Here is a 25,446-nt window from a genome sequence, read left to right on the forward strand (position 1 = left end):
GGTTCGGGGCTCAGCGGCGCATGAAGGGCGGCGCTGACAGCAGATAGAGGTTGGAGTCCGGGGTGCGCGCTGCGGCGATGGCCTGGCGCACGGCGGCCGGCCAGCGGGAGAACGGCGAATCGGCGCCATAGGCCTGATCGAGGCGCGTCAGGGCCACGCGGGGGGCGCGCTGCTCGCCTTTCTCCTTGTAGAACACCCCGGCGCCCAGGGCGATCGTGCGTGCGACTTCGAAGCGGGCATTCATCTGGCCGGAGCCGTTCCAGTCGCTTTCGCGCAGGCCGTAGCCGTCCGGCGTCAGGCGGCCATACAGGGGCTGGCCCAGCCGCTGCAGCAGGTTGACGACGGCCGCCGGGTTGGTGATCGGGGGTTGGTCATGCAGGGCCAGGCGCAGGGCCGAGTAGACGTAGTGCACCGGATCCTTGAACAGCCCCTGGTCCAGCGAGGCCGCAAAGGCCTGAGAGTCGAAAAGGTGCCTGAGCAGGGCGGCGATGTCGCCTTGGCTGCGCTGGTACTGCTCGGTCAGCTCCCGGACCAGGGCTTCAGAGGGTTGGTCGGTGATGAAAAAAGTTGCCAGCTTGCGGCTGATGTGGCGTGCCGTGGCCGGATGCGCGGCCAGCAAATCGAGCGCCTGCTCGACTTCCTGCCATCCCTGGCCAGGGATGGCCTTGCCCAGCAGCGTCTTGTCGCCGAAGTCGTGCCGCGCGGGATTGAAGAGGAAAAGCCCGTCCTGGCGCAGTTGCGCGGCGAGCGCGGCCTTGACCTTGGGGGGCTTGCCGGAGAGGTTGACGCTCACGCCGGTCAGGATGCGCGCCAGCTCCTGGACGTCGCGCTGGGAGTAGCCGCCGTCCACGCCCAGGGTGTGCAGCTCCATCAGTTCGCGGGCGTAGTTTTCGTTGATCTTGCCGGCGCGGCTGGAGTGATTGTCCAGGTATAGCAGCATGGCCGGCGCACGCAGGCTTGCTGCCAGCAGGTCGCGAAACCGCCCCAGGGCGTGCGGGCGTATCGCCTGGCTTTCATATTCGTCCACCAGGGTGCCGACGGCGCCCTTGTTGGCCCAGACATTGAAGTGGTTCATCCAGAACCAGGTCATCTGATCATGCAGCTGGCTGGGCGAATACAGGGCCAGCCACGCTGCGCGTTCGCGGGCCTGTTGGGCAGGCTCGCGCTGAGCAGCCAGGATCTCGCGCCGGATGCGGACCTGTTCATCGGGGTCGCGGATATCCTTGTTGGCGACGCTGCGTTGATACAAGGCCTGGGCGAGCTCGCTGGACGGGTTTTTCGAGATCGGCAGGGCGGCGATGCCACGGCGCACCGCATCGGGCAGTTCAGGCGTGGCGGGAGGGCGCAGCTGGCCGGCCAGCCAGCGCTCGAAGCCCTCGCGCCGGACGGTGTCCAACAGGGCGGGCGTTGCGCCCCAGGTGATGCGGTTGAGCCTTGCGTAGAGCGCGTCGTCGCCGACCGTCCGGGCGCGCAGGCGGCCAGCAGGCGCGGCGGCCAGCAGGGGAACGGCGGCGGCAGCGGCCAGCAGACGGCGGCGGGAGAATGAGGCAAGAGACATGATCGAATGCGGCGACTCGGTAAAGCAGGCATCGTCATGCTAGCGCGTTCGGCCTGAAGATGCGGCGGCGGAAACGCTACGTCACAGATGGTCTTTCCCGGTTGGAACTGCCGGGCTGGGTATGATGGGGCGGATTCAAGATGGAGTGGCGGCAATGCAAAGCCTGACCGAGCGCCTGGAGGCCATGTTGGCCCAGGGGCATGACAACACCCTGTTGCGCTTTTCCCTGGGCAAGGCCTATGTGGAGGCGGGGCAGTATCCGGTGGCCGTCGAGCACTTGCGCGCGGCGCTGAATTTTGACGCCCGCTATTCGGTGGCCTGGAAGTGGCTGGGACGAGCCCTGCTGGAGCAGGGCGACACCGCGGGCGCGCGCCAGGCCTGGGAGGCGGGGGTCGCGGCCGCCCAGGGGCATGGCGACCAGCAGGTGGTCAAGGAGCTTACGGTTTTCCTGCGCCGTCTGGACAAGCAGGCCGCACAGGCTCAGGCTGCTGACGGCGAGGGTAGCCGCGCATAGGCTTCGATGGCGCGCAGACGGCTGGATTTGAGGTCGACGATGGCCTGCGGATAGCCGGTGGCGAGCCGTTGCGCGCTGCTGGGCTCATGGATGGCGCGCGCATCCAGCCCGGCCAGTTCGGGCAGCCAGCGACGCAGGAATCGCCCGTCCGGATCGAAGCGGCGTGATTGGGTCACAGGATTGAAGATGCGGAAGTAAGGCACTGCGTCGGCGCCGGTCGAGGCGCTCCATTGCCAGCCGCCGTTGTTGGCTGCGAGGTCGCCGTCCACGAGATGCGCCATGAACCAGGCCTCGCCCAGCCGCCAGTCCAGCAACAGGTTCTTGGACAGGAACATGGCACTGACCATACGCAGACGGTTGTGCATCCAGCCGGTGGCCAGCAACTGACGCTGGGCGGCATCGACGATGGGGATGCCGGTCAGGCCGGCCTGCCAGGCCTGCAGGTCTTGCGGCGCCTCGCGCCATTGGACATGGTCGGTTTCGGGGCGCATCGGCCGGTGCATCGACAGCGCCGGGTAGGCGGCCAGCAGGTGCACGTAGAACTCGCGCCACAGCAGCTCGGTGATCCAGCTGCGCGCGCCGGCCAGCCCGCTGTCGATCTCGCCTTGGTTGACGCTCAGTGCGGCGCGCAGGCATTGCGCCGGCGATACCACGCCACAGGCCAGATAGGCCGACAGGGCGCTGGTGCCAGGCACCGCCGGCAGGTCGCGGCGCTCGTGGTAGCGGGCCAGACCGTCGTCGAGGAACTCCCGCAGGCGGGCATGGGCGGCCTCTTCGCCGGCTGGCCAGCGCGCCTGCAAGGCCTCGGGCGGCGTGCCGAAACCCCAGTCGTCCTCCAGCAAAGGGGCGGCTAGCGCCGGCCCTTGCGCGGCCGGGGCACGGATGGCGGCCGGCGTGGCGCTGCGCAGACGCTCCCGGCAGACGCGCGCAAACGGGGTGAAGACCCGGTAGGGGCCGCCACTGCCGGTGCGCACGCTGCCCGGGGTAAGCAGCGTCGCGCCCTGATGCACGTGCAGGGCGACGTCCATGGCGGCCAGCCGCTTGGCGCAGGCCTGGTCGCGCCGTTGTTCGTTGATCGGCCATTCGGCGTTGATGTGCACCGCCCCGATCCGGTGCGTGGCGCAGAACGTGGCGAGCGCCTCGGGGGCTTGCGCCCAGGTGTCGATCGGCAAGACGTCCAGCGCGATGCCGCGCGCGGCCAGGGTCTGGCCGAGAGCCTGCAGATTGCGCCGCCAGAAGTCGATCTTGGCCGGGGCATCGCCATGCTGGCGCCATTGTCCGGGCGCGGGCAGATAGACGGCACGCACGTTGCCCTGTTCGGCAGCGGCTGCCAGGGCGGGATTGTCATGCAGGCGCAGGTCGCTGCGCAGCCAGATCAGGGTGTTCATGAATCGGGGAGGGGCGGCGAAAAAAGGGGCAGACGCCATTCTATCGGGCTTGCCCGGCACTGTGCATGAGGGCAAAAGTGTGACCAGCCATGGCTGCGCCGGCGCTGCCGCAGACGCCCGGGCAGCTGCTGTCGCGGGCGCCGTGATGGCGCGCAAGAGGCTGGCCGGCAGGGGTGGACGGTCAAACCGTGAAACACCGCCACACGACCGGTGGCTTGACGGTCCCGGCCGACGCGCCGTGTAATGGCCCTGAGAAAACTGTCGTCAGAGTCTGGGTCATGGGAAGTTTGATGGATCTGCGTGCGCCGTTCCGGCGCGCCAATATCAATCGGGAAAGCCTGTCGCTGCAGGCTTTGCAACGTCTTTGGGAAGCCAGCGGGCTGCCGCAGGAGGCGCTGGCGCACGTCAGCCTGCCTGGCTGTGATCCGGTGCTGCCCTCGTCCTTTGCGGTAGGGGCGGCGGCCCAGGCCAGTCTGGCCAGCGCCGCGCTGGCAGCAGCCGAGCTCTGGCATCTGCGCGGGCGGGAACGCCAGCATGTGACCGTGGAGATGCTGCACGCGGCACAGGAGTGCCGGGGATTTTTCTCCATCAACGGCGTCACCCCCAGCAGTTGGGACAAGATTTCCGGCCTCTATCCTTGCGGCGATGGCGGCTGGGTGCGTATTCATGCCAATTTTGCGCATCATCGCGATGGCGCGCTGGCCTTGCTCGGCTGTCCGGTGGGCGAGGGCACCACGCGCGAGGCGGTCACGCAGGCGCTGCAACGCTGGAAGGCGCTGGAGTTCGAACAGGTGGCGGCTGACGCCGGCCTGGTCGTGGCGGCCATGCGCAGCTTCGACCAATGGGACGCCCATCCCCAGGCGCAGGCATTGGCGCAGCAGCCGCTGGTGAGCATCGAACGCATCGGCGAGGCCGATCCCCGGCCCTTGCCGGTCTTCACGGCCGAGGCGCGACCGCTGTCCGATATCCGGGTGCTGGATCTCACACGCATCATCGCCGGCCCGGTGGCCGGGCGCACTCTGGCGGCCTATGGCGCCGATGTGATGCTGGTGAATTCGCCGCATCTGCCCAATATCGACAACATCATCGAAACCAGCCAGGGCAAGTTGTCGGTCCATGCCGACCTCGACACTGCCGATGGCCGCATCACGCTGGCCGGGCTTTTGCGCAGCGCCCACATCTTTGTTCAGGGCTATCGTCCCGGCGCCCTCGAAGGCCTGGGTTTCGGCCCGGAGCAGGCAGCGCAGCTGCGGCCGGGCATCGTTTATGTGTCGCTGTCGGCCTACGGACCGCAGGGCCCCTGGGCGGGACGACGCGGCTTCGATTCGCTGGTGCAGACGGGGACCGGCTTTAATTGGGCCGAGGCCGAAGCGGCTGGCCAGGTGCAGCCCAAGCCGCTGCCGATGCAGATCCTGGATTACGCCAGCGGCTTTCTGATGGCCTTCGGCGCGCAGGCGGCGCTGGCGCGTCAGGCCACCGAGGGAGGCAGCTGGCACGTGCAGGTGTCGCTGGCGCGCACTGCGCAATGGCTGCGCAGCCTGGGTCGTATCCCGGACGGCCTGGACTGTCCCATGCCGGCCGTGCAACCGTTGCTGCAGACTTCGGCATCCGGCTTCGGCACCCTGAGCGCGGTGCCGCATGCGGCGCAGTTTTCGGTGACGCCAGCCGGATGGTCGCGGCCTTCCGTGCCGCCGGGCAGCGACCGGGCAGTCTGGCCGTTTCGCTGAGGCCGGCGCACCATTGGTAGACTAGCGCCTCGATTCACTAGGAGAGCCAGATGACTGCCACGCATTGCGCCACGATCTATCACAACCCGCGCTGCGGCACCTCGCGGACCACGCTGCAGGCGCTGCAGGATGCGGGTTATGCGCCGACGATCATCGAGTATCTGAAAACCCCGCCCACGCGCGCCGAGCTGGCGTCGCTGATCGCTCAGGCCGGCCTGAGCGTGCGCGAGGCGGTGCGCGCCAAGGAAGCGCTGTACCAGGAACTGAAGCTGGATGACCCGCAGGTCAGCGATGACGCGCTGCTGGACGCGATGATCGCGCATCCCATCCTGATCAACCGGCCGTTTGTGGTGACCGGCAAGGGCGTCCGACTGTGCCGTCCTGCCGATCTGGTCAAGGAAATTCTCTAAGGCGCCGGGGGCGCGCCACCCTCGGCGCGCCATTTTCGCAGCGCCTGCAGGGCCAGGCGCGCATGCGCCTCGGGGTTGGGGTCGGTGTGATGGTGCAGGATACGGCCCTGTGGCGATATGACGTAGGAAGTGCGTGCCGCATAGTCGACGCGGCGCGGGGATACGGCGTCGTAGGCACGCATGATGCGCCCGTCGCCATCGGCGGCCACGGCGAAGCGGCCCTGGCAGTCACTGGCCGAGAAGCGTTGCAGCGTCTCCAGCGTGTCGGTGGAGACGCCGACGACGGTGGCGCCCAGCGCCTGGAAATCGTCCATGGCCTGAGCGAAGCTGCGCGCTTCGAGCGAGCAGCCCTGGGTGAAGGCAGCCGGATAGAAATACAGTACCACCGGGCCCTGCGCCAGCGCCGGGCCGAGTTCGAACGTGAAGGTGGCGCCGTCCAACGCCGCCGGTGCGCTGAAGGCCGGCGCCTCGGCCTGCAAGGGCAGGGCCGCTTGCGCGGCCCCCAGTCCCGCCGCCAGCAGGCTGGCGGCCATGAGGCGAAACACGGCGGCGGATCGCGGGGCGGGACGGGCCATGGCTCAGTTCCAGCGTCCGCCGCTGCCGCCCAGGCTGAAGCGGCCGGCGCCCAGGAACATGATGGCGAGCGCAGCGAACAGGAACATGCCGGGCAGTTCCGGCATCCAGCCGCCCGAGCGGGTCAGGGAGCTGAGCTCGTTGGCATGTACCAGCGCGAAGGCCATCAGCATATTCACGAAAACCAGCAGCGCGCCCAGACGGGCGTAGACGCCGATGATGAGCAGCAGCGGGCCAAGGATTTCGCCGATATAGGCGCCGTAAGCCAGGAAGCCCGGCAGGCCGCGCTGCTCCAGCATGCCGGCGATGCCGGAGACGCCGGTGTCGAGCTTGTGCAGACCGTGCAACAAGACCAGGATGCCCAGGGCCAGGCGCAGAATCAGTTTGCCAGTGTCGTCGGATTTGAACATAGGAAGGAGAAGTTCCGGGAGAGAGGGGCTGGGGCGGGCCAGACCGGCCGCGCCAGGGCGCGCCCGTCATTGTGGCGCCGGGCGGGATACGGGTCAGACGAAGCGATTATGGCAAATCCCCGGCCCCCCAGACAAGCGCGCCCCTGGGTGACAGGGGCGCGCTTGTGTCGGCGGGTGACGCCGCGGGAACTTACTTGACCAGCGTGACCGGCAGCGGCGAGAGCGAAATCACTTTCTGGGCCACCGAGCCCAGCAGCAGCCCGCCTACCGAGCCCAGGCCGCGCGTGCCCATGACGATGCGGGTGCAGCCTTTTTCCTTGGCGTAGCCGACGATGGTGTCGCCGTACTGGCCGTTGCGCATGTCGGAATGCACGGTCAGGCCGCTGGCCTGGGCCAGGGGCAGGGCGCGTTCGAAGGCTTCGTCGCTTTCCGCCTTGTAGTAGGAATCGATCTGGTCCTGGCTCAGGAAGCGCTTGGCATGGCCCGAGACAATGGGCACCTGGACGTTGAGCAGAAAGAGCTCGCCGCCCTGGCGGCTGTCCTTGGCGAGGTCGATGGCGTCCTGCAGCGCGCGCAGCGCGGCATCGGAACCGTCAACGGGAACAAGAATCTTCAACATGACATCCTCTTTGTATATAGCGTTGTTTGGGGAAATCGTTCAGCTTGCGCGGCGCCGCGTCGCCTTGCAAACCGTCAGTACATGCCGCCGTTCATGGCCACGTTGCTACCGGTCATGTAGCCGGCGGAGTCGCTGCAGATGAAGGTTACCAGCGCTGCGATCTCTGCGGGTTGTCCGAGACGGCCCACGGGGATCTGCGGCAGGATTTTTTCTTCCAGCACGTTCTGGGGAACGGCCGCGACCATGGGCGAATCCAGGTAGCCGGGCGAGACGGTGTTCACCGTGACGCCTTTGCGCGCGACTTCCAGGGCCAGCGACTTGGTGAAGCCATGGACGCCGGCCTTGGCGGCGCCATAATTGGTCTGGCCGAAAGCGCCCTTGAAGCCATTGACGGAAGAAATGTTCACCACGCGGCCCCAGCCGCGCGAGGTCATGCCTTCGATCAGGGGCTGCGTCATGTTGAACATGGAGTCCAGGTTGCAACGCAGCACCGTGGCCCAGTCCTCAGGCGCCATCTTGCGCAGGCTGGCGTCGCGGGTGACGCCGGCATTGTTGACCAGTATGTCCACCGACAGTCCGTCGGCTGCCAGCGTGTCGGCCAGGGCGCGGCAACTGGCGTAGTCTGCCACGTCGACGGGGTAGGCCAGGAATTCGCGGCCGGCCGCCGCCTGGGCGTCCAGCCAGGCCTGCTCAGCCTGGCCGCGCTGGCGGCAGGTGACGATGACGCGGTGGCCGGCGTCGTGCAGCGCCAAGGCAATCGCCTGGCCCAGCGCGCCGGTGCCGCCGGTGATCAGGGCGGTGCGCAATGTCGTCATCTCACGCTCCCGAGGGAGTGTTGGCCCGGGCAGCCGCGCCCATCTGTTCTGCCAGGGAGCTCCACAGCTGGCCCATGGGGCCGGCGTTCATGGTCTGGCACAGACCGGCGGCGTCCTGCAGCCAGGTATTGAGCGCCTCGGACACGCCTGCGGTCAGCGCTGCCTGCTCGGCCAGCGTGGTGTGCACCACCGCCTCGGCCGCGCTCAATCGCTGCTGCCAATTGCGGCGCGCCAGCTCGCCCATGGCCGGAGCGAGATCCTGCCAGTTGTGCGATTGGGTCAGGGGCGCCATGGCCTGCTGGCTACGGGCGGCCTGGTCGGCCCAGACCTGGTTGCCTAGGGCCATCCAGCGCGCCTGGCTCTGGCGTGCCAGTTCGGCCAGCCGTTGGCAGTAGGCCATGTTGGCGGCCATCAGGGAGGCTGCCGGCGCGGTGCTGCTTTGAGAGGCTTGCGTGTTCTTCATGATCCTTCCTCGCAAATTGATGGGAAACAGGGGCGGGGCTCAAGCCATCTGGCTGAGCGTTCTGCGAAAACGCCGCAGAGATAGAGCAAACAGGGCGCTTCCGATGATCAGCAGGGCCAGGAAGGGCGACCACACAACGTCCAGCCCGGCGCCGCGGTACAGGATGGCCTGGCCCAGTTCGACGAAGTGGGTGGTGGGCGCGGCCAGCATGATGTCCTGCACGAACTGCGGCATGCTTTCGCGCGGCGTGGTCCCGCCCGAGAGCATCTGCAGCGGCAGCAGCACCAGCACCAGCAACATGCCGAACTGCGGCATGCTGCGGGCCAGCGTTGCCAGGAATATCCCCATCGAGGTGGTGGCGAACAGGTGCAGCGCCGCGCCGGTCAGGAACAGGGCGATGGATCCCTCGACCGGCACCTGCAGCGCGCCACGCACCACGAAGGTGAGCGACAGGCCGGCGGCCACCAGCACCACCAGGCCCATGGACCAGACTTTGGCCAGCATGATCTCGGTCGGGGTCACCGGCATCACCAGCAAGTGCTCGATCGTGCCGTGCTCGCGTTCGCGGATCAGGGCGGCGCCGGTCAGGATGATGGACAGCATGGTGACGTTGTTGATGATCTCCATCATCGCGCCGAACCAGGCCTGGGTCAGGTTGGGATTGAAGCGCATGCGGATGGCCTGCTCGACCGGCAGCGCCTCGATGCTGCGGTAGCGCTTGACGAAGGCGTTGACCTCGTCATTGATCATCTGCTGGATGTAGCCGCTGCCGGTGAAGGCCTGGCTCATGCGGGTCGCGTCGATGTTCAGCTGAATTTCGGCGGGCCTGCCGGCAAGTACGTCGCGCTGGAAGTTGGGCGGAATGTTCAGCGCGAAGGTGTAGTCGCCGCGATCCATCCCGCCGTCGAGCTCGGCCGCCGAGATGATCACCGGTTCGAGGAAGTGGGGCGGAAAGAAGGCCGAGACGATGCGCTGCGACAGCGGCGAGACATCCTCGTCGACCACGGCGATGGGCGCCTTGTGCAGCGACTCCGGCACCGCAGTGGCGGCCGTGTAGATCATCAGGGTGAAAGACACCACGATGAGGATGAGCATCATCGGATCGCGGGCCAGGCTCCACAGTTCCTTGACGCCCAGGCGATAGATGTTGGCGAGATGGCGGCGCATGGGTCAGCTCTCCTGTTTGCGCAGCAGAAGCACGGCGGCGCCCAGGATGATGGGGATGGCGACCAGCATGGGCCAGAAGGCGCTGTACAGGTCGCCCATGGTGAGGGCCTTGCTGAAGATGCCGCGGCTGATGGTCAGCATGTGGGTGGCGGGGTAGATCTCGCCCACCAGCCGCCCGCCGCCTTCCAGCGAAGACACCGGGTTGAGCAGGCCGGCGAACTGCACCGACGGCACCAGGGTGCCCAGCATGGTGAAAAACAGCGCCGCAATCTGGCTGCGGGTGAAGGACGAGGCCAGCAGACCGATGGCCGTGGCGATGACGCTGTAGATCAGCGCGGCCAGCAGCAGGGTGGGCAGGCTGCCGGTGATGGGCACCCCGAACACCGTCACCGCCAGCAGGGCCATGAGCAGGAAGTTGAGCATCGCCAGGGCCACATAGGGCGCCTGTTTGCCCAGCAGGAACTCCAGCCGCGTGACGGGCGTGACGTACAGGTTGATGATGGAGCCCAGTTCCTTCTCGCGCACCACCGACAGGGCTGTGAGCATGGCCGGCATCATCAGCAGCAGCAGCGGGATCACGGCCGGCACCATGGCCGGCAGGCTGCGCACGTCGGGGTTGTAGCGGAAACGCGTCTCGACCGTGGCCGCCGGCTGCACCGAAGCGCCATAGCGCGCGCGAGCCTGCTCAAGCAGCCAGCCCTGGTGCATGCCCTGGACATAGCCGCGGATGGTTTCCGCGCGTTGCGGCATGGCGCCATCGATCCAGACACCGATCTGCACGTTCTGGCCGCGCTGGACGTCGCGCGCGAAGCCAGGCGGGATCTCGATGGCCAACGACAGCTCGCCCGAGCGCATGCGCCGGTCGAGCTCCTCGTAGTCGGTGATCGGCGGCTGCTCGATGAAATAGCGCGATCCCGCCAGGTTGAGCGAATAGTTGTGGCTCAGGCCGGATTGGTCGCGGTCCAGCACCGCATAACGCAGGTCTTCGACGTCCATGCTGATGCCAAAGCCCATCACGAACATCAGGATGAGCGAGCCCACCAGCGCCAGGGTGGCGCGCACCGGGTCGCGGCGCAGCTCCAGCGCCTCGCGCCACATATAGCTGGCCGCGCGGCTGAAGTGGAAATTGCCCAGATGGCGGTCTTCGCGATGCGGCGTCGCATCGACGGCCTGGGCAGCCTGCTGCGGATCGGGCGCGTTGCCGGCGCCGGCATCCAGCAGATAGGCGATGAAGGCTTCTTCAAGGGTCTTGGCGCCGCGCTTGCGGGTGATCTCCGCCGGCGTATCGCTCACCAGCACCCGCCCGGCATGCATCAGCGACATCCGGTCGCAGCGTTGCGCCTCGTTCATGAAGTGGGTGGAGATGAAGATGGTGACCTTGTCTTCGCGCGCCAGCATGATCAGCAGGCGCCAGAAGTTGTCGCGCGCCACCGGGTCGACGCCCGAGGTGGGCTCGTCCAGGATCAGCAGCTCGGGCTTGTGCACCATCGCCACCGCCAGCGACAGCCGTTGGCGCACGCCCAGCGGCAGGTTCTCGGGCAGGGCGTCCATGACCTCGAGCAGCCCGAAGCGCTCGGCCATCTCGCGCACGCGGGCTTCGATCTCTTCGGGCGGCACGTGAAACAGGCGGGCGTGCAGCACCAGGTTCTGACGTACCGTCAGTTCGCCGTAAAGCGAGAAGGCCTGCGACATATAGCCTACGCGGCGTCGGGTGGCGATATCGCGCGGATCGACTTCGCGGCCGAACAGCCAGGCCTGTCCTTCGCTGGCCGGCAACAGACCGGTCAGCATTTTCATGGTGGTGGACTTGCCGCAGCCGTTGGAGCCCAGAAAACCGAAAATCTCGCCGCGCCGGATGCGGAAGTTGACATGATCCACGGCCACGAAGTCACCAAAGCGCATGGTCAGGTCGCGCGCTTCGATGGCGGTCTCCGAGTCGGCGTCCAGATCCAGCGGCGGGATTTCCACCGGACGATAGTCGCGCGTCTTCTCTTCGGGCAGCAAAGCGATGAAGGCGGCTTCGAGCGAGTCGCGCCCGGTGGCCGCGAGCAGCTCGGCTGGCGTGCCGGTGGCCAGGATGCGTCCGGCATCCATGGCAATCAGCCAGTCGAAGCCCTGAGCCTCGTCCATATAGGCCGTGGCGACGATGACGCTCATCGAGGGGCGTTCCTGGCGGATCGTGTCGATCAGCTCCCAGAACTGGGCACGCGCCAGGGGGTCCACGCCGGTAGTCGGTTCATCCAGGATCAGCAGATCAGGGTCGTGGATCAGGGCGCAGCACAGACCCAGCTTCTGCTTCATGCCACCGGAGAGCTTGCCGGCAGGCCGGTCCAGAAAGGCCGACATGCCGGTGGCGCGCGTGAGCGTATCGATGCGCGCGCGCCGCTCGGCGGCGTCATGGCCGAACAGACGGCCGAAGAATTGCAGGTTCTCCTCGACCGACAGCGTCGGGTAGAGGTTCTTGCCCAGGCCCTGCGGCATATAGGCGATGCGCGGGCAGACGGCTTCGCGATGGGCCGCATCGGCCATGTCGCCGTCGAGCACCATCACTTTGCCTTCCTGCACGGCGCGCGCGCCGGCCACCAGCGAGAGCATGCTGGACTTGCCCACGCCGTCCGGGCCGATCAGGCCGATCATCATGCCGGCCGGGATATTCTGGCTCAGGTTGTCCAGCGCCACGGTCTGGCCGTAGCGCAGGGTCACCCCTTCGAGCCGCGCGACGTCCATCACGGCACCTTGACGTCAAGGTCGGCAGGCCATTGGGCCTGCTCGTCCAGTTTGATCCAGGCCACGCCGGGCAGACCGGTCTTGACCTGGGTGAGGTGCTTCTGCAGCAGTTCGGGACTGATCTGGGCCTTGACGCGGAACATCAGTTTCTGGCGTTCGCTGGCCGTCTCGACCGTCTTGGGCGTGAACTGGGCCGTGCTCGCGACGTAGCTGACGCTGGCCGGAATCACGTACTGGGGCGCGGCGTCCAGGATGATGTGCACCTTGGTGCCCAGCGCCACACGCCCGGCGGCCTGCTCGGGCAGGAAGAAGGTCATGTAGACATCGGCCAGGTCGACCAGGTTGAGCACCTTGCCGCCGGCGGGCAGCACTTCACCGGCGCGGGCCACCAGGTATTGCACGCGGCCCGAACGCGGCGCGCGCAGTTCGCTGTCGGTGATGTCGGCCTCGATGCGCACGATGGTGGCCTGGGCGGCCTCCACGGCCGAGCGGGCGCCGACTTCCTCGGCCTGTGCGGCCTGGATGGCGGCCTGGGCGGCGGCGACCTGGGCGCGCGCGGCCGCCACGGCGGCTTCGGCGCTGCGCACCCGGGCGCGGTCATCGTCGAGCTCCTGGATGGACGAGGCGCCTTCGCGCGACAGGGTCTGCGAGCGCGTCAGGCGCCGGCGCGCGGCGTCCAGCTCGCTCTCGCGTTGCACCACCACGGCCTGGGCGGCCACTTTGTCGCTCTGGCGCAGGGCCACGCGGGCCTGGGCGCTGTTGGCCGCGTTGATGGCCTGCTGGTGTTGGGCGCGAGCCTCGTCGCGCTGGGCATTGAGGGTGTCGATCTGCATGCGAGCCAGGGGCTGGCCGGCAGTGACGAACTCGCCTTCATCGACCAGCACGTCCTCGACGCGTCCGGGCAGTTTGGTGGCCACGTCGATCTCGGTGGCCTCGATGCGGCCGTTGCCGCTGACGAAGCCCTCGCCGGGGCCGCGGTTGCTGTAGGCGCGCCAGCCGTAGTAGGCCGCCAGTGCGACGACCAGTGCAATGGCCAGGAGCAGATACTTTCGGGCAGTCATCTCGGGAGACCTCGATCAGGGTTGGGCCGCGGCCGGCTGGGCGTCGGGCGCGGTTTGCATACCGCCGCCCAGGGCGGCATAAAGGGCAACCTGGCTGGAGAGCAGGGCGCGGCGCGTGCGTACCCATTGCTGCTGGGCTTGCAGCAGGTCGCGTTGGGCGTCCAGGACCTCCAGGAAGGGCGAGGCACCGTGGTCATAGCGCAGGCGTGCCAGTCGGGCGCGCTCGGACTGCGCCTGGACCGAGGCGTGCAGGACGCGTACCTGCTCGGCCAGCCAGTGGCGCGCGGCCAGGGCGTCGGCCACCTCGCGGAAGGCGGTCTGAATGGTTTTCTCGTATTCGGCCACGGCCTGCTGTTCGCGCGCGCGCGCCAGGTCCAGGTTGGCCTGGCGGCGTCCGGCGTCGAAGATCGGCAGGTCCAGGCTGGGCATGAAGTTCCAGGCTCGGCTGCTGCCCTGGAAAAGATTGTCCAGCTCGCTGCTGGCCGTGCCGAAGGCGCCGGTCAGGGTGATGCGCGGGAAGAAGGCTGCGCGCGCCGCGCCGATGCGGGCGTTGGCCGAGCGTAGATTGTGTTCGGCAGCGACGATGTCGGGGCGGTTGGTCAACAGCGCCGAAGGCAGGCCGGCCGGCAGCGGGCGCATCAGCGCATCGTCGGCTGCCAGGGTAGCCTCGGTGGACGGCAGCACCAGGGTCGTGCCGACCAGCTGCTGGAGCGCCTGGAACTGGGTGGCGCGGGCCTGTTCCAGTTCGGCGCCCATGGCGCTGGCCTGCTGCCACAACGTCTCGACCTGGGTCAGGTCCAGTTTGGAGACGGCGCCCATTTCATAGCGGCGGCGGAAGATGCGCAGCGACTCGGCACGGGTTTCGATGGTCTGGCGGGTGATGGCCAGGCGTTCATCCATTTCGCGCAGGGTGAGATAGCTGTCGGCCACTTGCGCGATGAGCGACAGGGTGGCCGCCTGGCGCGCGGCTTCGCTGGCAAAGTAGCTCTGCAGCGCGGCGTCCTTGAGGTTGCGCACGCGACCCCAGAAGTCCAGCTCCCAGGAAGCCACGCCCAGACCTACCTGATACTGCGAGGCGGTGATCGGCCGGCCGGTCAGGTTGAGATCGCCCGGCGTGCGTTGCCGCTGGCCCTCGGCCGACAGCCCCAGGGTCGGGAACTGGTCGGCGCGCTGGATGCCATAGGCGGCGCGGGCCTCTTCCACGCGCAGGGTAGCCAGGCGCAGGTCGCGGTTGTGATCCAGGGCGGTGTCGATCAGTTGCTGCAACTGCGGTTCGACATAGAAATCCTGCCATTGCAGCGCGGCCGGCGCGACCGCGTCGGCCGGCGCAGGCGCGCCGGGTTGCGGGAAGGCTTGCGGCACGGGCAGGGGGCCGGTGCGGGTTTCAGGGGCCAGCGACAGGCAGGCCGACAGCAGGCTGGCGCTGAGCGCCGTGCCCAGCAGACGTAGACAGCGGGTCATGAGGTCAAGGCTCCAGCACGTAGGTGCCCGGCGCATCGCCAAGCACGGGATAGCCGCGGCGCGCAGCGCCCAGCGAGGGAGGGGAGGCGGTGGCCGGACCCGAGCGGGCCGCCAGCCATTGGGTCCAGGCCGGCCACCAGGAGCCTTCCTGGCGGGCAGCCTGTTCCAGCCATTGTTCGGCGGTGATGCTGGTGTCGTTGGCGCGACGGCATAGCAGGCGATAGTTGCGCCGGGGGTGGCCCGGCTCGCTCACGATGCCGGCGTTGTGCCCGCCGCGCGTGAGCACGAACGTCAGTTCGGCCGGGCTGAGGTAATGCAGCTTGTACACCGAGCGCCAGGGGGCGACGTGGTCGGTCTCGGTACCCACCACGAACATCGGCAGGCGCAGGTCGCCCAGCATCACCGGCTTGCCCCCGACGGTGTAGCGGTTCTGGGCCAGGTCATTGTTCAGGAACAGGCGGCGCAGGTACTCGGTGTGCATGCGGGCGGGCATGCGGGTGGCGTCGGCGTTCCAGGCCATGAGGTCGGACATGGGGCGGCGCTGCCCCAGCAGATATTCGTTGACCATGCGCGACCACAGCAAATCGTAGGAACGCAGCATCTGGAACGCCCCGGCCATCTGGCTGGCGCTCAGATAGCCCTTGCGGTCCATCTGTGCCTGCAGCATGTTGATCTGGCTGTCATCGATGAACAGGCTCAGTTCGCCCGGTTCGCTGAAATCGGTCTGGGCGGTAAAGAGCGACAGGCTGGCCAGGCGCTCGTCGCTGTCGCGCGCCATGGCGGCGGCGGCGATGGCCAGCAGCGTGCCGCCCAGGCAATAGCCGGTGGCATGCACGCGCGCCTTGGGCACGATGGCCCCGATGGCCGCCAGCGCGGCGCCGATGCCGTCATTCAGGTAGTCGTCCATGCCCAGATCCCGCTCGGCCACGCCGGGGTTTTTCCACGAAATGCAGAACACCGTGAACCCCTGGCTGACCAGGTAGCCGATCAGGGAGTTGTGGGCGGACAGGTCCAGGATGTAGTACTTCATGATCCAGGCCGGCACGATCAGCACCGGCTCGGGATGGACGGTGTCGCCGGCCGGGGCGTACTGCAGCAGCTCCATCAGGGCGTTTCGGTACACCACCTTGCCCGGTGTTGCGGCCACTTCATGCCCAGGGCGGAAATGCTCGGCCCCGGCGGGAGGGCGGCCGCTGAGTTCGCGCAGCCCGTCCTCGATGGCGTGGCGTGCGCCGCGCAGCAGGTTGGCGCCGCCTTCTTCCCAGGTCTGGCGCAGCACCACGGGGTTGGTCGCCAGCAGGTTGCCCGGCGAAAACATGTCCAGCCATTGCCGGGCGGCAAAGGCGGTGACCTGGGCGTGGTGCGGCGCGACCCCCGGCACATCGCGGGTGGCGGCTTCCCACCATTGCTGGGTGAGAAGGAATTGCTGGTGATAGAAATTGAAAGGCCAGTGCTGCCAGGCGGGGTCGGAGAAGCGGCGATCCTGGGTTTCGATGCAGGGGCAGGCATCGCCGCTGCAGCTCTCAGCCAGATAGCGGGCCAGCTCGCCGGCCTGGCGCCAGGCCAGATCGGCCAGCGCGAGGCGCTTGCCGGGGGCGTTGGCCAGATGGCTGGCCCAATCGGTCCAGGCCAGCAGGCCTGCGGCGGGCGATAACGACCCGGTCCAGCGTGCCATTGCCGCCGTCGCGGCGCTATCCAGGGCTTGAGCCGCCTGATCCAGCGGCATCGTCCTGCCATTGCTCATCGATTCCTCACCGAAAAAAGGGCCGTACTCTGGTTTTAAAGGCTTATTCCTGAACGATATCAGGAAAATCTGATCTCTTTTTTCTATTTTGGGATAGATGGACGGCCTTGGACTTGCGCTTAATCAAACTAACGACCGACCAGTCGGTATTTAATGGGGTTTCGGCAATACCTAAGGATCGTCTCATGAACACTGTCGTTTCCCAAGATGCGCCGAGCCGTCGTCGGCTGCCGCCGGAGCGCCGGGTGCAGGAGATCCTGGACGCCGCCCTGGTGGAATTTTCGGCGCGCGGCTACGGCGCCACCCGCATGGACGATATTGCCGCCCGGGCGGGCTTGTCCAAGGGAGGGCTTTACGCGCATTTCGCCAGCAAGGAAGACATGCTGGCGGCGCTGCTGGAACTGTGGCTCAAGCCCACACCCATCGACCCCGAGGCCATGCTCGATGGCGTGTGCAGCCTGCGCGAGCTCTCCTGTCGATTCGTGGACTGTCTGTATGAGGCCTTGTCGCAGCCGGCCGTGATGACCACCTTCCGCCTGCTGATGGCCGAAGGGTGGCGGGTGCCGGAGGTCATGGAGCGCTGGCGCAGCGACGCCCAGCTCGAGCGCGTGGCGCTGGCGCGCCTGATCGAGCTGGCTGCGGCCCGGGGCCTGTGCGCAAACCGGGCGGCGCGCCATTCCTGGCTCTTGCTCTCTCCGGTGGTGCATGCCCTCATGGTCGCCATGATCACCGGGGACCCGCAGCGCGCCCGCGAGCCGGAATGGCGCGCCGGGCACATCGAGATGATGTGCGCGCTGCTGGCGGCCGCCTAGGGCCTGGCTGGTGTCTTCCAGCATTGCCAAAGTCGGCCCGAAAGGCCATGCTGGAGGCGTTTCGTACAAAACCGAGACAAAACAACCCCGTCAGTTCCGATTGGCAGGCGCCCTCGGGCGCCCATGAACAGGAGCAATCATGAGTACGCGTAGCGATCGTCCAGTGGCTTGCGGCCACGATTCCGCATCATTTGCCGGCGATGCGCCGGACGATGCGGTCCGGGGCGTGAGCATCAACGCGAAGTTGCTGCCACCGACCAGCCCGGTCGTGGTGCCCAACTTCCCCCCGAAGCTGCCGGTCAAGACGGCAGCCGGCATGAACGAGGCCGCGGCCAACCCGCTGCCTCGGGCCGACGAACAGACCGAGTCCAACTGGGCCGACGGCGCCCAGGCCCAGCCTTGGGCCCGTAACGCCCGTTCTTCCCTGCTGTAGCGGCGGTTGCCGGTCTGTGGCCCGCGCCCGGTCAGTGGCCAGGCGCGGGCCGTTTCGTTTGTGCGGCTGGTATGATTCGTCTGTATATCCATCCAGTGCCTAGCCTTGCCGCCCGCGCCGATGTTGCCGCCACATCCCCTGTACTACCTGCACAACTTCCAGCGCGCCCTGGACTGGCTTGCCGCGCGCTATGGCGATCTGTTCGACGACACGGAACAGGCCTTTCTTGATGCCTTCGCGGGTCTGCCCGAGGCGTCGCGGGCCTTGCTGGTGCGTCTTCTGGGGCGCAAGGGCGAGCTGTTTCGCAGTGACCGGCTGCGCTATGAGGAGATCGGCGACGTGCAGCAGGCGGCCGAGCCGCTGCTGGCCCTGGGCTGGCTCAGCCCCGATCCCTTGCTCGATGTCGAGGCGCTGCTCAGGCTCTATACCAAGGCCGAGCTGGCCGCGCTGGCCGACGCGCGCCTGCGCAAGGATGCGATGCGCGAGCAATTGCTCCAGGCCCACCCCCAGCCGCGCCATCATCGCCAGTGGCGGCCCCAGGCGGGCGAGCAGGTCTGGAAGGTCGACGTCCAGGCGCTGTGCGACCGCCTGCGGCTGATGTTCTTCGGCAATCTGCGCCAGCAATGGGATGAGCAGCTGCTGGCCGACATCGGCGTGTTCCAGTATGAGCGCGTGCCGCTGGACGCCGCCTCTCGCGCCTTCCAGACCCGCGCCGACGTCGACCAGTACCTGCAGCTGCATCTGTGGCGCGAGCAACTGGAGACGGCCGGCCCGACACCGGCGTTGCTCGATGCCGTGCTGGACTACGCGCCGGCGCATCCCTGGCTGGCCATGCGACGCGCCAAGCTGTTGCTGCGCCTGGGGCAGGCCAGCGAACGGGTGGCCGACTGGGCGGCGGCGCAACGCGCCTATGCCGCCTCGGCCTACCGGGGCGCACGCCACCGGCGCTTGCGCGTGCTTGAGCGTCAGGGCGCCTTCGAGCAGGCGTACGCCCTGGCTCGTCAGGCGCAGGCCCGGCCCGAAGACGACAGCGAAGCCCAGCGGCTGGCGCGCATGCTGCCGCGGCTGTGCCGCCAGCTCGGTCTGGCGCGGCCGACCCCGGTGCAGGGGCCAGCCATTCCGCTCGTCAGGCTGCAGCTGCCGCGTACGCCGCAGGATCGTCGCGTCGAGGACGTCGCGCGCCAGGCGCTGGCCGAGCCGGGGGCAGTCGTGTGCTATGTCGAGAATGCGCTCGTCAACAGTCTGTTCGGCCTGTTGTGCTGGGATGCCGTGTTTGCACCTTTGCCCGGGGCCTTTTTTCATCCCTTCCAGCGCGGACCGGCCGATCTGGCTTCGCCCGATTTCGCGCGACGGCGACAGGCGCTGTTTGACGGCTGCCTGGGCCAGCTGGATGACGGGCGCTATCGCGCCACCATCGAAGATCGCTACGTGGCCAAGCAAGGCCTGCAATCGCCGTTTGTGGCCTGGGATATCCTCACGCCGGATCTGCTGGCGCTGGCCCTGGACTGCATGGCCCCGGCCGATCTGCGCAGCCTGTTCGAACGCCTGCTCCAGGACGTACCGACCTACCGCAGCGGGCTGCCCGATCTGATCCGTTTCTGGCCGCAGCAGCGCCGTTACGAGCTGATCGAGGTGAAGGGTCCGGGCGACCGGCTGCAGGATAACCAGATCGGCTGGCTGCAGCATTGCCTGGCCCGAGGGGTGGCGGTGCAGGTGTGCCATATCGCCTGGGACGACGCATGCGCCTGAGCGTGGCCGTGCGCAGCCTGTGCGAGTTCGCGGCCCGCCGCGGCGACCTGGACTTGCGCTTCACGCCGTCGCCCAGCGCCCAGGAGGGCATGGCCGGGCACACAGCCGTGGCCGAGCGGCGCGGCTCCGACTACGAGAGCGAGATTCCGCTGTCGGGCGAGCATGGCGCGCTGACGGTGCGCGGGCGCGCCGATGGCTACGACGCGCAGGCCCGCCAGCTTGAGGAGATCAAGACCTACCGCGGGCGTCTGCAGGCCATGGGCGACAATCAGCGCGCACTGCACCGGGCCCAGCTGCTGGTCTATGGGCATCTGTTGTGCCAGGCGCGCGGCCTGCAACGGCTTACGCTAGCCCTGGTGTATGTCGAGGTCGACACCCTGGCCGAGACCGTGCTGGCCGAGGAGGGCGAGGCGCAGGCGCTGGCGGCGCATTTCGCTGGCTTGTGCGACGCCTATCTCGCCTGGGCCCAACGCCAGGCGGCCCATCGCCGCCGGCGGGATCACGCCCTGGCGGCGATGGCCTTCCCCTTCGGGGCCTTGCGTGCCGGCCAGCGCAGTCTGGCGGTGGCCATTTTTCGCACCGTGCGCGATCGCCAGGCGCTGCTGGCGCAGGCGCCTACCGGCATAGGCAAAACCCTGGGCAGCCTGTTTCCGGCGCTCAAGGCCTGTGCGGCGCAAGGGCTGGACAAGGTCTATTTCCTGGCCGCCAAGGCGCCGGGCAGGGCCCTGGCGCTGCATGCGCTGGAGCGTCTGGCCCTGGGCGCCGATCTGCGCGTGACCGAATTGCGGGCGCGCGAACAGGCCTGCCTGCACCCCGACAAGGCCTGCCATGGGGAATCCTGCCCGCTGGCTTGCGGTTTCTACGACCGCCTGCCGCAGGCCCGCGACACCCTGGAAGCGCAAGGAGATTTTTCGCAGGCCGCCCTGGCGCCCGTGGCGGCGGCCCATGGCATCTGCCCGTATTTCTTCAACCAGGAAATGTTGCGCTGGGCCGATGTGGTGGTCGGAGATTACAACTATTACTACGATGCGACGGCCTTGCTCTATCAGCTGGCGCAGGCCGGACAGTGGCGCGTGGCCGTGCTGGTCGACGAGGCCCACAACCTGGTCGAGCGCGCCCGCGCCATGTACAGCGCCAGCCTGAGCAGGCGGGCGCTGGAAGAGGCCTGGCAGGGCGCACCCAAGCCCTTGCGCCGGCCGCTGGACAGCGTGCGCCGGGCCTGGCGCGCGATGGCGGGCAAGCAGCAGGGCGGCTATGCCGTGCTCGATGCCGCGCCGCCGGGCGTGCTGGCTGCGTTGCAGAAACTGGTGAGCGAGGTGGCTGAGCACCAGGCCCTGGGCGGCACGCCGCCGGCGACGCAGGCCGCCTGGCTGAGCTTTTACTTCGAGGCCTTGCGCTGGACGCGGCTGGCCGAAGTGCATGGCCCGCACAGCCTGATCGAATTGCAATGCGACGACAAGGACCAGCAGCTGGGCTTGCACAACGTCGTGCCGGCCAGCTTTCTGGCGGCACGGCATGCGGCCGCGCATGCTTCGGTGCTGTTCTCCGGCACGCTCAGTCCGGCGCCGTTCTACCGTGACACGCTGGGGCTGCCGCCGGCCACCCGCACGCTGCAGGTCGCCGCGCCGTTTTCGCCCGAGCAGCTGCGGGTGCGCATCGCCGGACAGGTCAGCACCCGCTACCGGCACCGCCAGGCGTCGGTCGCGCCCATTGGCGCCATCATTGCGCGTCAGTACGGCGAGCAGCCAGGCAATTACCTGGCCTTTCTCAGCAGCTTCGCCTATCTGGAGCAGGTCGCCGACTGGGTGGCGCGGCATCACCCGCAGATTCCGCTGTGGCGCCAGACGCCGGCGATGGACGAGGCGGCGCGCGCCGCTTTCCTGGATCGCTTTGCCGAGGCCGGCGCGGGGGTGGGATTCGCGGTGCTGGGCGGGGCGTTCTCCGAGGGGGTGGACCTGCCCGGGCGACGCCTGATCGGGGCCTTCATTGCCACACTGGGCCTGCCGCAGGTCAATCCGCGCAACGAGGCCATGCGCCGCCTGATGGCGCAGCGCATCGGCGCCGAGGCTGCCTACGAACATATCTATCTTTTCCCGGGCCTGCGCAAGGTGGTGCAGGCGGCCGGGCGGGTGATTCGCGATGAGGCCGACCAGGGCTGTGTGCATCTGATCGACGACCGCTATCATTGGAGCAAGGTCCGACGGCTGCTGCCGCAGTGGTGGCAGCTGGACCCCGATACGTCCGGCATCCCGCCGGACGCCGGATCCTGAGACAGACAAGGAAGCACAGGCAATGAAATTGCTGCGATATGGCCCCTCGGGCGAGGAAAAACCGGGCCTGCTGGACGCCGCGGGCGTGATCCGCGACCTTTCCGGGGTCTGGCCCGACGTGGGGCCGGCCCAGCTGGGACGCGCGGCGCTTGCGCAACTGGCGGGCCTGGATCCTGCCAGCCTGCCGGTGGTCGCGGGCCAGCCCCGGCTCGGTTGTCCGGTGGCGCAGGTCGGCAAGCTGGTGGCGATCGGCCTGAATTATTTCGATCACGCAGCCGAAGTGGGAGCGGCAGTGCCCCAGGAACCGGTGATCTTCATGAAGGCCACCTCCTGCATCCAGGGCCCGGACGATGACGTGATGCTGCCGCAAGGATCGACCCGTTGCGACTGGGAGGTCGAGCTGGGCATCGTGATCGGCGAGCGGGCGCGCTACGTCGAAACCGAGGCGGCGCTGGATCACGTGGCCGGCTATTGCGTGGTCAACGATGTCAGCGAGCGCGAGTTCCAGATGGATCGCGGCGGCACCTGGGACAAAGGCAAGGGTTGCGACACCTTCGGCCCCATCGGCCCCTGGCTGGTCACGCGCGAGGAGATCGACGACGTGCAGGCGCTGGATCTGTGGCTGGACGTCAATGGCCGGCGCATGCAGACCGGCAACACGCGCACCATGATTTTCGACGTGAGGACCATTGTCAGCTACGTCAGTCGTTTCATGACGCTGCTGCCGGGCGACGTCATCATCACCGGCACGCCGCCCGGTGTCGGGCTGGGCAAGCAGCCGCCGGTCTTCCTGCGCCCGGGCGATGTCATGACGCTGGGGGTGGCCGGGCTGGGCTGCCAGCGCCAGACCGTGGTGGATTTCGCGCTCTGAGGCCGTCTCGCCCATGATGCCGTTCACGCCCATCGACCCCGCCGATCCGCGCGCTGCGCAATTGCGGCGCATGAAACGCTGGGCGCTGGCATTGCTGCTGCTGATGCTGGCGGGCTTCGTGCTCAGCCATGCGATGGGCGGGCAGGGAGGCTGGGCCTGGCTGCGGGCCTTCTGCGAGGCCGCCACCGTCGGGGCGCTGGCCGACTGGTTCGCGGTGGTGGCCTTGTTCCGGCGTCCGCTGGGGCTGCCGATCCCGCATACCGCCATCATTCCCAACAGCAAGGACCGCATCGGCGACAACCTGGCGGCGTTCGTTCGCGATCACTTTCTCGATCCCGACAGCCTGCTGGAGCGCTTGCGCGTGTTCAACCCGGCCGGGCGGTTGGCGCGCTGGCTGGCGCAGCCCGCCCAGGCCCGGGCGCTGGCCCAGGAGACGCGCCAACTGGCCGTGCAGGCCATTGATCTGCTCGATGAGACGGCTGTGCGCGGGGCCATTCGTCAGTTTCTCGATGATGCCCTGCAACGCTGGGATGCTGCGCGCACTGCCGGCGACGTGCTGGCGCTGCTGACCCGCGACGGCCGTCACCAGGATCTGCTCAACGCGGCCCTGGAGCGGCTGGCCGGCTATCTGGGCCAGGAGGATGTCAAGGCGCGCGCCTCGGCGCTGCTGCTGCGCTTTGCGCGCAAGGAGTGGCCGCGCATCATCGCCACCGTGGATCTGGTGGCCTCGGTTGACAATATGGCGGGCAATCTTGCCGACCGCCTGGCGCGCGCGCTGATCGACGAACTGCGTGAGGTGCTGGGCCAACCCGATCACCCGGTGCGGCGCGACTACGAGGCCTGGGTCATGGCCTACATCGAGCGCCTGCGCGCCGATCCCGAGGTCGGCGAGACAGTGCAGGCGCTCAAGGCCCGCTGGCTGGCCGACCCGCAGGTGCAGCGCTATGTGCAGCAGCTCTGGGAGGACGTGCAGGGCCTGCTGCGGCGTGACCTCCAGCGCGAGGACTCTGTGCTGGCCCGCCACCTGGAAACCGCGCTGGGCAGCCTGGCGCAGCGCCTGCGGCGCGACGAACGCCTGCGTGCCGCGCTCAATGCCCATATCCTGGGGGCCGCACGCCGCCTGAGCGGCCGCCTGCGCCACGGCGTGACGGCGCATATCTCCCGCACCGTCAAACAGTGGGACGAACGCCATCTGGTACAGGAACTGGAGCTGGCGGTCGGCCGGGACCTGCAGTACGTGCGGTTTAACGGCACGCTGGTCGGCGGCCTGATCGGCCTGGCCCTGCATGCCGGCGTGCTGCTGCTGAGCGCCTAGCTGCGCCGGCGTCAGACGGTATTGGCCGACCAGAATGCCTGACGGATGGCGGGCGAGGCGGCCAGGGTGCTGGCCACGCGATCCAGATCCTTGTCCTGGATGGAGGCCTCGGCGAGGGTCGCTTCGATCTCCACATCGTTTTCGCCAAACTGATCGATGCGCAGTTCCGACAACGGCAGCTGTTCGGCCTCCAGGACTTCTTCCAGGCGGGCCAGGGCCTGCTGCTGATTGCCGGCGCTGGCGATCAGGTGGATGACGGTGCTGACCTCGGTCTCGTGCGGCTCGACCGGCTGGCGGTTGACGTAGCTGACCACCGGGCGCAGCAGGGTGTTGGCCGCAAGCACGAAACAGGCCGCGATGGTCGCCTCGATCATCATCGAGGCGCCGGCGCAGGCGCCGATGGCTGCCGATCCCCACAGCGTGGCGGCGGTGTTCAGGCCTCGGATGCTGCCGCCTTCGCGCATGATGGCGCCGGCGCCCAGGAAGCCCACGCCTGACACGACATAGGAAATCACGCGCGCGCCGCCGTCGGCGCCGCCGATGCGAAACGCCAGATCGACAAAGATGGCCGAGCCGACGGCCACCAGCACGTTGGTGCGCAGCCCGGCGGTGCGCTGGCGCACCTGACGTTCAAAGCCGATCAGCGAGCCCAGGGCGAAGGCGATCAGCAGGTTGAGCATGGTGTTGGCCAGCGGCAGCCATTGGATGTTTTCGAAATTCTTCATGGACAGCTTGTTGCAGGGCGGGCAGGCTCAGCCGCCATGCAGGCGGCCGAGCAGGAAGATGAGCAAGGCCACCAGCCAGATGGCGGCGACCACGCTCAGACGGAACAGCCACAGGATCTTGAGTGGATCTTTCATGGCCTGAGCTCCTTATTGTGCGGCGGCTCTGTGATAGACACATTGCACGCGCCCGGCGCTGGCGCCCAGGCGCAACGCCAGGGCCGACACCGAGGACTGCTCGCCGGCCGGATAGCGCAGGCGCAGCGTCATGGCGGCATGGCCCTGCTCATCGGGCCGGCGCAGCTTGACGGCGGCGACGCGCACGCTGTCGTCCTGCAGGTCGAAATAAAGTTGCTTGCGCAGCGCGTTGAGCACTTCTGCAGGGGCGTGCAGGGTGAGGTCGCACAGGCGGTTTGCGGCGAAACGCATGATCGTCTCCTTGTGAGGGGAGGTCGTTGCGGATGCTGAGGCGCGCGCGCCGGCCATGGCCGAAAAGGGCAAAGCCGGAAGGGAGGGAGCAAGCAAGATGCCTGTTGCCGCGGCGGGCGGTAACAAGCCGAGCGCCATCCTGTATCAGACACAGGATGGCAGAGAGGAGAATCTGCCTATCCTAGTATCCGATACCGCGAGCAGCCGG

The 25,446-nt window shown here is 68.0% G+C and carries 23 protein-coding genes; 9 read left to right on the forward strand and 14 right to left on the reverse strand.

The genetic code is table 11. From position 1 onward, the window contains the following. Positions 1-10: 10 nt before the first annotated feature. Positions 11-1,558, reverse strand: coding sequence for a DUF1800 domain-containing protein (locus A7V84_RS01005; protein ID WP_115638879.1), 1,548 nt, complete (start codon positions 1,556-1,558; stop codon positions 11-13). 154 nt (positions 1,559-1,712) lie between these two features. Here A7V84_RS01005 and A7V84_RS01010 point away from each other — a divergent pair, with 154 nt between their 5' ends. Next, the gene (locus A7V84_RS01010) at positions 1,713-2,072 is read left to right on the forward strand and encodes a tetratricopeptide repeat protein (protein ID WP_081695066.1); all 360 of its coding nucleotides are present in this window, start codon (positions 1,713-1,715) and stop codon (positions 2,070-2,072) included. Here the strand turns inward: A7V84_RS01010 and phrB are convergent. Then, positions 2,039-3,460 carry a deoxyribodipyrimidine photo-lyase gene (gene phrB, locus A7V84_RS01015; RefSeq protein ID WP_033534740.1) on the reverse strand — a complete coding sequence of 474 codons (1,422 nt, stop codon included), beginning with the start codon at positions 3,458-3,460 and terminating at the stop codon, positions 2,039-2,041. The genes A7V84_RS01010 and phrB overlap by 34 nt on opposite strands. Positions 3,461-3,738: 278 nt before the next feature. Here phrB and A7V84_RS01020 point away from each other — a divergent pair, with 278 nt between their 5' ends. After that, positions 3,739-5,187, forward strand: a complete 1,449-nt coding sequence (locus tag A7V84_RS01020) for a CoA transferase (RefSeq protein WP_025516034.1) — start codon at positions 3,739-3,741, stop codon at positions 5,185-5,187. 50 nt (positions 5,188-5,237) lie between these two features. Next, complete coding sequence (gene arsC, locus A7V84_RS01025) at positions 5,238-5,597, forward strand: arsenate reductase (glutaredoxin) (RefSeq protein ID WP_063492299.1); 360 nt, start codon at positions 5,238-5,240, stop codon at positions 5,595-5,597. Here the strand turns inward: arsC and A7V84_RS01030 are convergent. From A7V84_RS01030 to A7V84_RS01075, 10 genes are all read right to left on the reverse strand, one after another. After that, positions 5,594-6,172, reverse strand: coding sequence for a peroxiredoxin (locus A7V84_RS01030; RefSeq protein ID WP_052125719.1), 579 nt, complete (start codon positions 6,170-6,172; stop codon positions 5,594-5,596). The genes arsC and A7V84_RS01030 overlap by 4 nt on opposite strands. A gap of 3 nt (positions 6,173-6,175) precedes the next feature. Next, a complete protein-coding gene (locus A7V84_RS01035) occupies positions 6,176-6,580 on the reverse strand; it encodes a DoxX family protein (protein WP_025516039.1) in 405 nt (134 codons plus the stop codon). Positions 6,581-6,770: 190 nt separating this feature from the next. Further along, entirely contained in the window at positions 6,771-7,199 is a 429-nt protein-coding gene (locus A7V84_RS01040; RefSeq protein ID WP_025516041.1) for a universal stress protein, read from the reverse strand. Positions 7,200-7,273: 74 nt separating this feature from the next. After that, entirely contained in the window at positions 7,274-8,014 is a 741-nt protein-coding gene (phbB, locus tag A7V84_RS01045; RefSeq protein ID WP_025516043.1) for an acetoacetyl-CoA reductase, read from the reverse strand. A gap of 1 nt (position 8,015) precedes the next feature. Next, positions 8,016-8,477, reverse strand: a complete 462-nt coding sequence (locus A7V84_RS01050) for a hypothetical protein (protein WP_063492298.1) — start codon at positions 8,475-8,477, stop codon at positions 8,016-8,018. A 39-nt stretch (positions 8,478-8,516) separates the two neighbouring features. Further along, the gene (locus tag A7V84_RS01055) at positions 8,517-9,644 is read right to left on the reverse strand and encodes an ABC transporter permease (protein WP_025516044.1); all 1,128 of its coding nucleotides are present in this window, start codon (positions 9,642-9,644) and stop codon (positions 8,517-8,519) included. 3 nt (positions 9,645-9,647) lie between these two features. Continuing rightward, positions 9,648-12,371 carry a ribosome-associated ATPase/putative transporter RbbA gene (rbbA, locus tag A7V84_RS01060; RefSeq protein WP_063492297.1) on the reverse strand — a complete coding sequence of 908 codons (2,724 nt, stop codon included), beginning with the start codon at positions 12,369-12,371 and terminating at the stop codon, positions 9,648-9,650. Continuing rightward, positions 12,371-13,432, reverse strand: a complete 1,062-nt coding sequence (locus tag A7V84_RS01065; protein WP_025516048.1) for an HlyD family secretion protein — start codon at positions 13,430-13,432, stop codon at positions 12,371-12,373. Before A7V84_RS01065 ends, rbbA begins: the two co-directional genes overlap by 1 nt. 15 nt (positions 13,433-13,447) lie before the next feature. Beyond that, positions 13,448-14,893 carry an efflux transporter outer membrane subunit gene (locus A7V84_RS01070; protein WP_063492296.1) on the reverse strand — a complete coding sequence of 482 codons (1,446 nt, stop codon included), beginning with the start codon at positions 14,891-14,893 and terminating at the stop codon, positions 13,448-13,450. A 4-nt stretch (positions 14,894-14,897) separates the two neighbouring features. Continuing rightward, positions 14,898-16,637 (reverse strand): PHA/PHB synthase family protein, encoded by a 1,740-nt coding sequence (locus A7V84_RS01075; RefSeq protein ID WP_170283355.1) that lies wholly within the window; start codon positions 16,635-16,637, stop codon positions 14,898-14,900. 185 nt (positions 16,638-16,822) lie between these two features. Here A7V84_RS01075 and A7V84_RS01080 point away from each other — a divergent pair, with 185 nt between their 5' ends. From A7V84_RS01080 to A7V84_RS01105, 6 genes are all read left to right on the forward strand, one after another. After that, a complete protein-coding gene (locus A7V84_RS01080) occupies positions 16,823-17,449 on the forward strand; it encodes a TetR/AcrR family transcriptional regulator (RefSeq protein WP_025516053.1) in 627 nt (208 codons plus the stop codon). Between the two features lie 139 nt (positions 17,450-17,588). Beyond that, a complete protein-coding gene (locus tag A7V84_RS01085) occupies positions 17,589-17,882 on the forward strand; it encodes a hypothetical protein (protein ID WP_025516054.1) in 294 nt (97 codons plus the stop codon). Positions 17,883-18,002: 120 nt separating this feature from the next. After that, complete coding sequence (locus tag A7V84_RS01090) at positions 18,003-19,631, forward strand: VRR-NUC domain-containing protein (protein ID WP_033534812.1); 1,629 nt, start codon at positions 18,003-18,005, stop codon at positions 19,629-19,631. After that, positions 19,622-21,901 (forward strand): ATP-dependent DNA helicase, encoded by a 2,280-nt coding sequence (locus A7V84_RS01095; RefSeq protein WP_052125717.1) that lies wholly within the window; start codon positions 19,622-19,624, stop codon positions 21,899-21,901. Before A7V84_RS01090 ends, A7V84_RS01095 begins: the two co-directional genes overlap by 10 nt. A 22-nt stretch (positions 21,902-21,923) precedes the next feature. Then, the gene (locus A7V84_RS01100) at positions 21,924-22,772 is read left to right on the forward strand and encodes a fumarylacetoacetate hydrolase family protein (protein WP_063492295.1); all 849 of its coding nucleotides are present in this window, start codon (positions 21,924-21,926) and stop codon (positions 22,770-22,772) included. A 16-nt stretch (positions 22,773-22,788) separates the two neighbouring features. Next, complete coding sequence (locus A7V84_RS01105) at positions 22,789-24,087, forward strand: DUF445 domain-containing protein (protein WP_025516060.1); 1,299 nt, start codon at positions 22,789-22,791, stop codon at positions 24,085-24,087. 11 nt (positions 24,088-24,098) lie between these two features. Here the strand turns inward: A7V84_RS01105 and A7V84_RS01110 are convergent, their stop codons facing one another. After that, the gene (locus A7V84_RS01110; protein WP_033534736.1) at positions 24,099-24,812 is read right to left on the reverse strand and encodes an MgtC/SapB family protein; all 714 of its coding nucleotides are present in this window, start codon (positions 24,810-24,812) and stop codon (positions 24,099-24,101) included. Between the two features lie 147 nt (positions 24,813-24,959). After that, positions 24,960-25,238 carry a hypothetical protein gene (locus tag A7V84_RS01115; protein ID WP_025516063.1) on the reverse strand — a complete coding sequence of 93 codons (279 nt, stop codon included), beginning with the start codon at positions 25,236-25,238 and terminating at the stop codon, positions 24,960-24,962. Positions 25,239-25,446 lie beyond the last annotated feature (208 nt).

Origin of the sequence: Bordetella trematum (assembly GCF_900078335.1) — a bacterium.
Taxonomy (GTDB): Bacteria; Pseudomonadota; Gammaproteobacteria; order Burkholderiales; family Burkholderiaceae_B; genus Bordetella; species Bordetella trematum.